Origin of the sequence: Mucilaginibacter terrae (genome assembly GCF_042679325.1) — a bacterium.
GTDB lineage: Bacteria > Bacteroidota > Bacteroidia > Sphingobacteriales > Sphingobacteriaceae > Mucilaginibacter > Mucilaginibacter terrae.
Genome location: NZ_JBHTMJ010000011.1, coordinates 244972 through 258229 on the forward strand (window position 1 = coordinate 244972; position 13258 = coordinate 258229).

Sequence of the window (13258 nt, forward strand, 5' to 3'; positions counted from 1 at the left end):
AAAGTTAGTTTTTATATATGATTACCTGCCACCTGAAAGCCCATTTCCATTCTATTTTATAACGGGTAATACCAGCCCGGGCCAGCAGCGCAACCAGTTCGGCTTTTTTAAAACTACGCCTCACGGACAGTGGCCCATCGTTCCGCATCATTTTGTTAGGAATCACCGTACTGAATATAATCATAAGCGAATAATACAGCAACCAATGCCGGTGCAGGTCGGTTATAATTACGCCCCGGCGCGAGCAATTCAACATTTTTTTTACCAGGTCAACCCAGGCATCATCTTCAAAGTGATGAGTAAACAGGCTCGAAACCACCATATCAAATTGATCTGCTTTAAGCTCATCACTCATGACCATAGTTTGCAGATAATGAATATTATTAAATTCAGCTGTTTCTTTTTGTGCAAAGGTTATAGCCGCAGGTGCCGCATCCACGCCGGTTAACCGCAAGTGTAAGTTCTGCTTTGCAGCCCAACGGGCTATGGCTTTGAGTGCATCGCCCCCACCGCAGCCCCAATCGCTGATATGATTACCGGCTTGTACCGGAAACTGTTGTAAGGCTTTAATTAACGTTTTGTGCCCGCCGAACCAGCTATTCAAATCGCCCAGGCCCTTCAGTACCGGGTTTAGCTGGCTGAGCGGCAGGTCGAAATCATCCATTATTTCGTCAACACCGGTAATACGTTTTTTTAAGTTAATCATAAGAGCCCTCCCAACCCTCACTGGGAGGGAGGGCTTTTACTATAAAGACTATTAAACTTAACTTGTTTGTTCCAGTTCGGCTTTAAGTAGGGCAACTACCTGCGGCCAGTTATAAATACGGGTATGATGAGTAAAGTTAATATTGTGGTAAGCATGAAACATATAGGTTTTACCCTTAAATTTATCCAGGTTTTTTTATATGATCGTCTATCATATAATCGGTTTTAATAATGCTTTTATCGCCGCAAAAAACAATATTATGCCAGGTAATGAAAGGAAAATGCGTACCCAGCCACTTTAACTTCTCGTTCAGGCTTAATGGAAACTCTACTGCGGCCGAAACAATATACACGTCAAAATATTCCATTAACCTTTGAACGGCTTCTATCGCCCCTTCAATTAAAGGCAGGGTAAGAAAGAAGCCGGGCTCGAATACATATTTACGCACCAGCCCCGTCTCTGGAAAGAAATCCTCTTCAGCGCGGCCCATCAGGTGCTCACGCGGATATTTAATACCAAAGTCGCGTTCGTAAAAATTCAATATCTGCAATTCAACATCAGCCAAAACGCCGTCCATATCAATAGCAATAGTTTTTTTCATAAAAGTCCCTCACAACCCTCCCAGGAAGGAGGTTTAATGTTAACATATCCGCAAATTTAGAGTTTTGATTTTATGTGGGCGTTCCCTTCGGGCAGGCTTTCTGCTCATACTGCACAAGCTTTAGCCACATGGCCCGTATCCGCGCCAATCCTTAACGTAAATTTCGGTCGTTAGCCACATATAACAAGTTACGGTAAGTTTGAGTGTTTAAAACAGCGGCTTCTAAAGGTGTAATCACCAGTAATTAATGCTGTTTGTCTGTCTGTCGAAGACTTATTGAATTGTGCAAGTCTTCGACAACCCGACTTACAAATTTAGTTTGACATGATCGCTACTTATTGTACGCTATTCCGAGGATCGGTTTTAGCTTTTAATTGATACTCTTTTGGCGTTTCGGTGCCCATGAGGTTTTTTACAAAATAATCCCAGCGGCGGCGCATCATGTATGGGCTATACTGACCGTAACCGTGCGCGCTGTTCGGGAATATCACCAAGTCATAATCTTTACCAGCTTTTTCCAGGGCCTCTACCACTAACAGGGTATTGTAGGGTGGTACGTTGTCATCCATCATACCGTGAGCCAGCATCAGTTTGCCTTTCAGGTTTTGGGCATAGTTTTGGTTAGCCTGGTCTTCATAGTTCGATTTGCCGTTGGCATCTTTAGTTAGCAAGCCAATATAGCGTTCGCCCCAATCGTCCTCGTAGTTACGGTTATCGTGGTTGCCCGATTCGGATATACCCACTTTAAAAAAATCAGGGTAACGGAACATGGCAGCCGCCGTAGCGAAACCACCACCCGAGTGACCCCATATTCCGGCACGGTCAATATCAATATAAGGATATTTTTGAGCCAGTTGTTTCATGCCGCTAATTTGATCGGGCAGGGTGTTTTCGGCCATGTTGCCGTAATTCATATCATGGTAATTTTTGGAACGCAGCGGGTTGCTGGTACCTTCAATCTGCACCACTACAAAACCCAGTTCGGCCAGTGCCTGGTGATCGCCCCGGCTCGGCGCGAACGACCAACTGCCCACACTGCCACCCTGCGGACCAGGATAAATGTAGTTAATGATAGGATATTTTTTACCGGCATCTATCTTACTTGGCGTAAACATCAGGCCGAACAAGTCGGTTTTGCCATCAGCCGCTTTAACACTGAAAGGCGTTGGCGCTTTCCAGCCGGTAGCGGTTAAACGCGATATATCAGTTTTTTGTACTGTGGTAATCAATTTGCCGCTTAAATCGCGCAAAACACTTGTCGTAGGCACATTTGGCTGCGAGTAGTTATCTACAAAATAATTTTGCGTGGGAGAGAAGCTAATCTGGTGGTTAGCATCTTCGGGCGTTAGCAGGGTAAGCTTCTTTCCATCAAAACCAATTTTATACAAGTGGCTAAAATAAGGGTTGCCCGGCTCGCGGCCACTGGCTACAAAGTAAAGCTGGCGGTTCTTTTCGTCTACCTTAACTAATTTGGTCACTACAAAGTTGCCCTTGGTAATCTGGTTTTTAAGCTTGCCGGTTTTAGCATCGTATAAATACAGGTGACCCCAGTTATCGCGTTCCGAAAACCAGATGATCTCGTTATTGCCAGCCAGATATCTCCAGTTAATGGCTCCCCAACCCGATTCGTATTGTGTAGGTACAGTTTCTTCAAATATTTCGCGTACATCGCCCGTGTTTGCATCGGCAATGCGCACCTTTTCCTGCTTATGATCGCGCGAGGTAGATACAAAGGCCAACTGGCTCCCATCGGCTGTCCAGTTCACATCATCTAAAGTACCACTGCTCGAAATATCATCGCTCAGGGTGGCGCGGTGCGGATCGGCCGGAACTTTCAGCATAATTACCTTGGGCGTTTCCACTTCAACAATAGCCCGGTGAATCATCGGTATTTCTTCGCCAGGTAGAGGATATTTCCAGGCTTTTAGTGTGGGGTTGCTCACGTTGGTAGTTACCAGGTACATATCGGCAACCTTGCGTTGGTCTTGCTTAAAGGTGGCAATTTTTTTGGAGTCGGGCGACCATTGCAGTACGGCATTATCGCTGTGTGTCCAGCCAGCGTTATCCGTAGCGTAACCAAAATCTTTGATGCCATCAGTGGTTAACTGTTTTTCTTCACTACCAGCCAAATTGCGTACCCAAAGGTTATAATCTTTAATATAAGCTACAAGTTTTCCATCGGGCGAGGTTACGCCCATACCTCCGCCGCGGCGGCCACCAAAACCACCTCTTTGCCTGGCAGGTGCTGCACTTTCGGTAAGGGTGTACGTTTGCAGGTCGGCTGTATAGTTTTTACCGGCAGCAGCAAAGCTCACCGTTTTACCATCGGCCGATGGCGTAATAAATGCAAACGGTAATTTATCGGCGCTGTAAGTTTTACCGGTAGCGGTTGATAACGCCGCAGCTAACTTTTGATGGTCGAAAGCCGGGGCACGGGTGCCTTTGGCCGGGTCTACCATAATGAACTCAGAGCCTTTAGCTGTCAGGTTACGGAACCAGAATTTTTCGCCGGGTAGCCAGTTAGGCTGTACGTTAACACCGTCTACAAACGGGGCGGTGTTATAACTCAGGAAGCTTTCGGCGCGCTCGTAATCTTTAGCGGTTAAGGCCGGTGCCTGCTGTGCCTGCGCAGCAGAAGCAAACGCGAATACCAAGGCAGGGAGTAAAAATTTATTCATATCGAAAAAAAGAGGCTTTTCAAACAGCTGTTAAAATAAGACGCAATATAGCTGAAATATAATTTTGAAAGATTGAGAAATTAGCTTTAAAAAGTAACTCTCAAATATTTTACAAAGGCACTTGATATAAAATTTGTCATTTCGAACTATAGAGAGAAAAAATAGCCAGCTTTTGATTTTGTTTATAAGCAATAGGTGCATTCTGGAATATTATCCTCTTTTTATAATCGTTATTATAGCAGAACTACTAATTTTACCATTATGCTTACACTCACCCACACCCAGCAGTATATGGATACCGAAGAACGCTTTGGCGCACATAACTATCATCCGCTGCCGGTGGTGTTATCGCGAGGGGAAGGTGTGCATCTTTGGGATGTGGAGGGTAAGCAATACTATGATTTTCTATCCGCCTATAGTGCTGTTAACCAGGGTCATTGCCATCCGCATATTATTAATGCACTTATTAAACAGGCCCACCAACTCACCCTAACTTCCCGTGCTTTTTATAACGACCAGTTAGGCAAGGCCGAAGAACACGTATGCCGGTTATTTGGTTATGATAAAGCGCTGTTTATGAACTCGGGTGCCGAAGCAGTAGAAACTGCTATAAAGCTGGCACGTAAATGGGCCTACCAGCATAAAGGTATTGCCGACGGTAGGGCTAATATTTTGGTAGCGGCTGGTAACTTTCATGGGCGTACAACGGGTATCATCTCGTTTTCCGATAGTCCCGAATCTAAAGACCAGTTTGGCCCATATTTGCCCGGCTTTACCATGATACCGTATAATGATTTGCCCGCATTAGAGAACGCGCTGAAAGCTAACCCCAATATTTGTGCCTTTTTAGTAGAGCCTATACAGGGTGAAGCCGGCGTAATTGTACCGCAGCAGGGTTACCTGGCCGCCGTACAAGCACTTTGCAAACAGTATAATGTACTACTAATGGCCGATGAAATACAAACCGGCATTGGCCGCACGGGCAAATTGCTGGCCAGTAATTATGATGAGGTGCACGCCGATGTGCTGATTATTGGTAAGGCTATGGCCGGCGGTGTGCTGCCGGTATCGGCAGTGCTGGCTAATAACGAGGTTATGCTATGCATTAAACCCGGCGAACATGGTTCCACATTTGGCGGTAATCCGCTGGCTGCCGCGGTAACCGTTGCCGCGCTACAGGTAATAATCGATGATTACCTGCCCGAAAATGCGTTTACACTGGGTAAAATTTTCAGGGAACGTATGCTGCAATTACAAGCACGGTACCCGGCCATTGTTAAGCAGGTAAGGGGCAGAGGCTTATTAAATGCTATTGACATTGCCGCAGATGCGCCTTTTACTGCCTGGGATGTTTGTGTGGCCCTCATGCAAAACGGCTTATTAGCCAAGCCAACACATGGGCATACCATCCGTTTTTCGCCGCCGCTGGTTATCACCGGGGCTCAAATGGATGCCTGCTGTACTATTATTGAGCGCACAATAACAGGCTTTGCCAGTTAAAAATTTTGTTTGTGAGGATAACTGTGTTGCAAAAAGAACAAAACTATTAACATTTTTTCCTGTTATATTGCTTAATAAATTACAAAAATAAGCAGTGTACAAAACGCAATAATACAGTATGTTTTGTAGGAGAGGTATTTTTGAAGAATTCTTGGTGTAAATGAAACTTTAATTCCGAAAAAACATCTTTCCAAAAAACAATAGGTTCATTTAATATACCCCCAATTGGATTAAATAAACAATTAGGGGATAAAAAAGAATTACCTTGTACCCTTTGATCAAATAACAGTATGTCTCTTTCTTCTTCCTCCAACTTATATCCGCCGCTCAAAAGTTTGCCTAAAACCCGTTCGGGTATTAGTGGTTTAGACGAGATTACCTTAGGCGGCTTGCCTACGGGCAGGCCCAGCCTCATTTGCGGTAGCGCAGGTTGTGGTAAAACCTTATTTTCGTTAGAGTTTATTGTGAGGGGGGCATTGGAATTTAATGAGCCCGGTGTATTCATCGCCTTTGAAGAAATGGCCGATGAACTGGCTATAAACGTGGCTTCGCTGGGCTTCGATCTGCATAAGCTGCAGCACGATAAAAAAATTAAGATAGATTATATACATGTTGACCGAAGCGAAATAGAAGAAACCGGCGAGTATGACCTGGAAGGGTTATTTATACGCCTGGGTTATGCTATTGACAGTATTGGAGCCAAACGGGTGGTGCTAGATACTATAGAAAACCTTTTTTCAGGTTTATCTAACCAGGCTATTTTACGTGCCGAATTACGCCGCCTGTTCCAGTTTTTAAAAGACAAAGGTGTAACAGCCATTATTACCGGAGAGAGGGGCGAAAGCTCTTTAACGCGTCAGGGACTGGAAGAGTACGTGTCCGATTGTGTGATCTTACTGGATCATCGTATTATTAACCAGATCTCAACCCGCAGGCTCCGCATCGTAAAATACCGTGGCTCGGTGCATGGTACCAACGAGTATCCTTTTTTAATTGATGAAGACGGAATTTCGGTTTTGCCGGTAACCTCTTTGCAGTTAAATAAGCCGGTATCGGTAGAAAGAATTACATCGGGTATCAAAGCCTTAGATACTATGTTGAGCGATGGTGGCTTTTACAAGGGCAGCAGCATATTGGTATCGGGCACGGCCGGTACTGGTAAAACCAGTATAGCTTCCAGTTTTGCCAACGAAGCCTGTAGCCGTGGCGAGAAGTGCCTGTATTTTGCTTTTGAAGAATCGCCGCAGCAAATTATACGTAACATGCGCTCCATTGGTATGGATCTGCAAACACATGTGGATAAAGGCCTATTGAAGTTTTATGCATCACGCCCAACTTTATATGGTTTGGAAATGCATTTGGTGGCCATACATAAAGCCATTCGTAAGTTTAAGCCGCAAGTAGTAGTGCTCGATCCTATTACCAATTTAATTACCGTAGGTACAGTAAGCGAAGTAAAATCGATGCTGGTGCGGCTGATAGATTTTTTACAGGAAGAGCAGATTACGGTAATGTTTACGGCCTTAACTTTAAATACGGTAATTAATGAACAAACCGATGAAGGTGTATCTTCACTGGTAGATGCCTGGTTGCTCATAAAAGATATTGAGATGAACGGGGAACGTAACCGTGGGCTGTATATCATGAAATCGCGCGGGATGCATCATTCCAATCAGGTTCGGGAATTTGTAATAACCAGTGAGGGGCTTAACCTGGTAGATGTTTATTTAGGTCCCGATGGTGTGCTGATAGGCTCGGCACGTGAAGCGCAGGTAATGCTTGAGCAAACCGGGCAAGTACTGCATACACATGCCATTAGCCGTAAAGACCGCGAACTGCTGCGTAAGCGCAAGGTGCTCGAATCGAAAATAGATAGCCTGAAAACGGAGTTTGAATCAACAGAAGAAGAGCTGAATAAGATTTATATAGAAGAAGACCTTAAACGGGAAGTAATGGAACAAACCCGTCAAAAAGTGATCAATATAAGGAGCGGTAACCGGAATGCCCACCCTGAAGTATGATTTATCCGGGTAAATAAATAATAAAGTGGAACAATTTTACGAACTGCGGCTTTATGTAGCAGGGAAAACACCAAAATCGATTACGGCATTGAGCAATTTGAAAAAATATTGCGAAGAGCATTTAGCAGGCCAGTACACCATTGAAGTAATAGACCTGCTTCAGCACCCGCAACTGGCCGAAGGCGATCAAATACTGGCTATACCTACCCTGGTAAAAAAAGTACCCGAGCCGGTACGTAAAATTATAGGCGACCTTTCTAACATAGAAAAGGTGCTGGTAGGTTTGGATATACGCCCCCGAGATTTTAGTTAGAGACGTTTTTATATGCAGTGTAATGATCAATAACGGAAACCTCTCTACCAACTGGGACGAGGTAGAAGAGCCGGTATATGTGCTACGTTTGTTTGTAGCAGGTGCGTCTCCTGTTTCTGTACGTGCCATAAATAACCTACAGGTAATATTGAACGAGCATTTGAAAGACAGATTTGAACTGGATATTATAGATGTACACCAGCAGCCGTTATTGGTGCAAAGCGATGATGTGACTGCGGTACCTATGTTAATAAAAAAGTTTCCGTTACCGTTAAGGCGGCTGGTAGGCGACATGTCTGATACGAATAAGGTGTTACGTGGACTTGGTTTATCGTAATAATTTTTAGCAGTGGAAAAATTAAAGTCATACCAGGAACTTTTAGCTGAGCTGAGCGAAGTACGCATACAACTGGAAGAGGCAACTGATACCATTGAGGCTATACGTTTAGGCGAAATTGACGCTCTTGTAGTTAAAGCCGACAATGGACATCAGCTTTATACGCTCAAAAGCGCCGATCAAACTTACCGTATTTTTATTGAACAAATGACGGAAGGGGCCATAACGCTTAACCACAGTGGTTATATACTATACAGTAACTCGCAGTTTGCCGAACTGGTAGATTTACCCTTAGAAAAAGTTACCGGAAAATTATTCTATAATTTTATAACCGAAGATTGCCAGGAAACCTGCCGCAAATATATTGCTGAGGCCTGGAACGGTAATACCAAAGGTGAACTCGATATTTTAACCGCCGGTAACCGGGAAATTCCTGTGTTGTTATCCCTTAAAACACTCAACCTGGATGAAGGCTTGTCTTTAAGCGTGATCATTACTGATCTTACCACTCAAAAAGAAACTCAAAAGCTGCTGGAACAAAAAAATGCCCAATTAGAGGAGGCGCAAACCATAGCCCAAAATTTAAATGCTAATTTAGAGAGTACCGTTAAAGAACGTACTATTGAGCTGGAGCGTAATATTGAACAAAAAACAAAGGTTGAACAAGAATTGCGCAGTAACCAGGAGCGCCTTACCCGCATACTGGAAACCATGGCCGAAGGGGTAGGAATTGTAGATGTTTATGGCAACCTCACCTACGCTAACCCTATGGCGCAAAAAATACTGGGGCTAAAGCAAAGTGTAATTTTAGAAAGAACATACCACGATCCTAAATGGGAAAATTTAAGGGTAGATGGTAGCCCGCTGCCCGAAGATGAGCATCCTATGGCATTGATTATGGCTACCGGTAAACCCGTTTTCGACCATGAAATTGCCGTACAGCCACCAGGCGAAGAACGCTTTTATATTTCCATTAACGCCGCCCCCCTGCGCGATGAGTATGGTAACATTATAGGTGGTATAGGTACCTTTATGGATGTTACTGTACGCCGTAAAAACATCCAGAATAAAGACGAATTTATTAGTGTAGCCAGCCATGAGCTACGTACACCGGTAACCAGTTTAAAAGCGTCCCTGCAACTGCTGGACAGGATGAAGGATAAACCTTCACCTAAAATGCTGCCAGTGTTGATAGATCAGGCCAACAAAAGCCTGAACAAACTAAGCGTACTCATCAGCGATTTGCTGAACACTACCAAAATGACCGAAGGCCAGCTGCACTTAAACAAAAGCTGGTTTATTTTATCATACCTCATACAAGAGTGCTGTCAGCATTTGCATACCGAAGCCGGTCATCAGGTAGTAATTGAAGGCGACACTAACCTGAAGGTAAACGCCGATGCCGATAAAATTGAGCAGGTGGTCAACAATCTTATTAATAACGTCATTAAATACGCCCCCGGTTCTAAAGACATTCGCATAACCTTAGCGCGGGAAGATCAAATGGTTAAAGTATCGGTAAGTGATCATGGACCGGGTATCCCCCCCGAAAAATTGCCCAACCTGTTCGATCGTTATTACCGGGTTGATAACAGCGGCATCCAATACTCGGGCTTAGGCTTGGGCTTATATATTTGTGCCGAGATTATCAAAAAACATAACGGACAAATTGGTGCCGATAGCAAGCTGGGCGAAGGCAGTACCTTTTGGTTTACACTGCCCATATTTTAGGTGTTTAGCACTGGCCTCACAAACTTAAATCAATAAAATTTATTGTGTATATAAATTATTGCCATAGCTTTATATGCTATGAACCTCAAGTTGCCTTTTAAAACCTGTTTGTTTATTTATATATTATTACGAGGGTTTTTACCTGCAAAAGCCACACCTGCAACCAGCGTTTACAACGTTAAGGATTACGGGGCCAAAGGCGATGGTAAACAAATGGATGCACCCGGTATAAACAAAGCCATTGAGGCGGCGGCAGCTAATGGCGGCGGCACGGTTTTGCTACCTGCGGGAATATATTTGTCGGGCTCTATACACCTTAAAAGCAATATTAACCTGTTGATAGATCAGGGCGCAACGTTGGTAGCGGCCGCGTACGGGTCGGGGGCGGTATATGACGAGCCTGAGGCTACCGAGAATGACAAGTACCAGGATTTTGGACATAGCCACTGGCATAACAGCTTAATTTGGGGCGAAAACCTGGAGAATGTATCCATAACCGGTACTGGTATTATTTACGGAAAAGGCCTTGCCCGCAACAGCCGGAAGACCGATAAGGCGCCTAATAAAGCCATCAGCCTAAAACTTTGCAAAAATGTACTCATCCGTGATATTACTATTTTTCATGGCGGCTGGTTTGGTATTCTGGCAACTGGGGTTGATAATTTAACTATCGACAATATTAAGGAAGATACCAATCGCGACGGTATGGATATTGACTGCTGCCACTACGTAAACATAGCTAACTGCAAAATAAACACCCCTTTGGATGATGGAATATGCCTGAAAAGCAGCTTTGCCCTAAATATGTTGAGGGCTACCGAAAACGTGACCATTACTAATTGTATAGTAAGCGGTTATGACGAGGGTACCGTTTTAGATGGTACCTATAAACGTACACCACCGTCGGATAAGTTTGACCTGGGTCCATTCGGGCGTATCAAATTCGGCACCGAATCAAACGGCGGATTCAAAAATATAGCTATCTCTAATTGTGTGTTTGATTACTGCCGCGGCCTGGCCATCGAATCAACCGACGGGGCTTTAATTGAAGATGTTACGGTAACCAATATTACTATGAGGGATATTGTTAATTCGCCTATTTATGTGCGTATTGGGTCGCGTATGCGTGCGCCTGAGGGTACTGCCATAGGCCAAATTAAAAGGATACTCATCAGTAATGTAGTTGTGTACAATGCTGATCCGCGTCAGTCGTCTATTATCAGCGGGGTGCCCGGCGGTTATATAGATGACATCAGCCTGCATGATATCAGGATATACACCAAAGGCGGAGGCACCCGGGAACAGTCCAAACGCGAAATGCCCGAAGTAGAAAAGGCCTACCCCGAACCCGAACGCCATGGCGTAACTCCTGCCTATGGCTTTTACATCCGACATGCCAAAAACATCGATATGCACGATATAAAGCTAAGGGCTACTATTGATGATATGCGCCCCGTATTTTTTATAGACGAGGTATCGGGTGTTAATTTGCATCACATTAATACCGTACGTACGCTTAAACAACCGGTTTATATATTAAAGGATGTAAAAGATTTTAACCTGAGTCAAAGCACAGGAACGGCAGATATAAAAGTTGCCAATACCACCTATAAGGAGCTGAATTAATTTGATAGCATTTTTTTTAGAGCTACTTTGCGGCGCTAAATTTAGCTTCACAAAAGATTATAAATTTATCATGACCTACTGTTTAGGCATTAAAGTAAAAGAAGGCCTGGTGGCCATTGCCGACACCCGCATTACATCGGGTAACGAGGTAACTATCAAAAAAAAGCTATTCACGCTACAAAAAGAAAACTGTTCCTTATTTATCATGACCAGCGGCCTGCGCTCGGTGCGCGATAAGGCTATTGTATATTTCAACGAAATTATGGAGCATGGCCTCGATGATTTTAACAAGATGTATAAAGCCGTAAATGCCTTTGGCGCACAGGTTAAACGCGTTGGTGAAGAAGACCGCGAAACGTTGGAGAAATCGGGGTTCAAGTTTAACCTCAACACCATTATAGGCGGACAAATGAAGGACGATGAAGAACCCAAACTGTTCCTGCTTTATCCCGAAGGTAACTGGGTAGAATTAGGCCATGGCGCACCGTATGTTATTATTGGTAACGCTGCCCAGGGTAAAGCCATCCTAAACCGTATCCTGAATGAAGATACCAGTTTAAAACTGGCATTGAAGGCAGGCTTCCTCTCTTTCGATTCTACCCGTATTAGCGCGGCCGATGTAGATTTCCCCATCGATGTGGCCTTATACCGGGCCGATAGCTTTAATATGGTAGAACATCATTATGAAAAGGAAGACCTTGCAAGCGTATCGGCCCAGTGGGATAAGGAGCTGAAAGGCGCGCTCAAAAATATTTCAAACGAATGGATGGATACGGCGTTCACTAAATTAGGTAAAAGCACTAAAAAACGGAAAAAAGTATGAAGTTTAGGGTAATGGGGACATTGGGCTACGAGGTAATTATGCCGTCGACTTTTATATTGAATATTCATGCCTTGCGTACCCCTGCCCAGGCTGTTTTAGAAGAAAGCTTTTTAATAAACCCGTATTACAAGATAGAGGAGCTGACTCCCCAGCATGCCGAAAACCGCTTCATTCGGGTGGAAGTTACCGAGCCGGCTACCGTCAACATCAGTTATAGTGCCATTATAGATACCTCATACAAGCAAACAGCGGGTGCCGAACTGACCAATGTGCCGGTGATGCAAATGGATACCTCGGTGTTGCCCTATCTGTTTCCGAGCCGTTATTGCCAGTCGGATAAATTATTTCGTTTTGCCCACAACAAGTTTGGTAAAATAGATAACGCTTTTGACAAAGTGCTGGCCCTCACCAACTGGATCCACGATAATGTAGAATACCTGAGCGGCTCTACCAACTCGCAAACCTCGGCTTATGATACCGTAACCGAACAGGCCGGCGTTTGCCGCGATTTTGCCCACTTGGGTATAGCCCTTTGCCGTGCCCTCGATATACCTGCCCGCTATTTTACAGGCTATGCTTACCAATTGAATCCGCCCGATTTTCATGCTTGTTTTGAAGCTTACCTGGGCGGCGACTGGGTAATATTTGATGCCACCAAACTGGTACCCTTAAACGGACTTGTAAAAATTGCCACTGGCCGCGATGCAGCCGACGCTTCTATATCCACCATTTTTGGTCAGGTCAATTTTCTCACCATTTCCGCCTCCTGCGAACTGGCCGACGATAACTTTGAACCCGTTTATTACAATAGTGAAATCCCTACGGGGTTGACGTATTTGTAGGGGGAGAGCTTTCCGCTCTTGAGAGGGGCAGGGGTGTGTAATATAGAGACAGGTAAACATGCAAGGGGTGTGTTAATAAA

Annotated in this window: 11 protein-coding genes; 8 read left to right on the top strand and 3 right to left on the bottom strand. The window is 44.4% G+C overall.

Going from position 1 to position 13258, the window contains the following annotated elements; translation table 11 throughout:
- Nucleotides 1-4 precede the first annotated feature (4 nt).
- The 3 genes from ACFQ3S_RS10680 to ACFQ3S_RS10690 form a co-directional block, all read right to left on the bottom strand.
- A complete protein-coding gene (locus tag ACFQ3S_RS10680; protein WP_377164157.1) occupies nt 5-706 on the bottom strand; it encodes a methyltransferase domain-containing protein in 702 nt (233 codons plus the stop codon).
- A gap of 181 nt (nt 707-887) precedes the next feature.
- A complete protein-coding gene (locus tag ACFQ3S_RS10685; protein WP_377164159.1) occupies nt 888-1307 on the bottom strand; it encodes a 5' nucleotidase, NT5C type in 420 nt (139 codons plus the stop codon).
- A gap of 335 nt (nt 1308-1642) precedes the next feature.
- Nucleotides 1643-3985, bottom strand: a complete 2343-nt coding sequence (locus ACFQ3S_RS10690; protein ID WP_377164161.1) for a S9 family peptidase — start codon at nt 3983-3985, stop codon at nt 1643-1645.
- Between the two features lie 261 nt (nt 3986-4246).
- Here ACFQ3S_RS10690 and rocD point away from each other — a divergent pair, with 261 nt between their 5' ends.
- The 8 genes from rocD (at nt 4247) to ACFQ3S_RS10730 (ending at nt 13178) form a co-directional block, all read left to right on the top strand.
- Nucleotides 4247-5485, top strand: a complete 1239-nt coding sequence (rocD, locus tag ACFQ3S_RS10695) for an ornithine--oxo-acid transaminase (protein ID WP_377164163.1) — start codon at nt 4247-4249, stop codon at nt 5483-5485.
- Between the two features lie 290 nt (nt 5486-5775).
- Entirely contained in the window at nt 5776-7506 is a 1731-nt protein-coding gene (kaiC, locus tag ACFQ3S_RS10700) for a circadian clock protein KaiC (RefSeq protein WP_377164165.1), read from the top strand.
- A gap of 25 nt (nt 7507-7531) precedes the next feature.
- A complete protein-coding gene (gene kaiB, locus ACFQ3S_RS10705) occupies nt 7532-7819 on the top strand; it encodes a circadian clock protein KaiB (RefSeq protein ID WP_377164167.1) in 288 nt (95 codons plus the stop codon).
- A gap of 22 nt (nt 7820-7841) precedes the next feature.
- On the top strand, nt 7842-8156 hold the full coding sequence (locus ACFQ3S_RS10710; protein ID WP_377164169.1) for a circadian clock KaiB family protein: 315 nt from the start codon (nt 7842-7844) through the stop codon (nt 8154-8156).
- Between the two features lie 12 nt (nt 8157-8168).
- Nucleotides 8169-9887, top strand: a complete 1719-nt coding sequence (locus ACFQ3S_RS10715) for an ATP-binding protein (protein WP_377164171.1) — start codon at nt 8169-8171, stop codon at nt 9885-9887.
- A 78-nt stretch (nt 9888-9965) separates the two neighbouring features.
- Complete coding sequence (locus tag ACFQ3S_RS10720; protein WP_377164173.1) at nt 9966-11513, top strand: rhamnogalacturonidase; 1548 nt, start codon at nt 9966-9968, stop codon at nt 11511-11513.
- A 70-nt stretch (nt 11514-11583) separates the two neighbouring features.
- Nucleotides 11584-12336 carry a peptidase gene (locus ACFQ3S_RS10725; RefSeq protein ID WP_377164175.1) on the top strand — a complete coding sequence of 251 codons (753 nt, stop codon included), beginning with the start codon at nt 11584-11586 and terminating at the stop codon, nt 12334-12336.
- A complete protein-coding gene (locus ACFQ3S_RS10730; protein ID WP_377164177.1) occupies nt 12333-13178 on the top strand; it encodes a transglutaminase-like domain-containing protein in 846 nt (281 codons plus the stop codon). Before ACFQ3S_RS10725 ends, ACFQ3S_RS10730 begins: the two co-directional genes overlap by 4 nt.
- Nucleotides 13179-13258 lie beyond the last annotated feature (80 nt).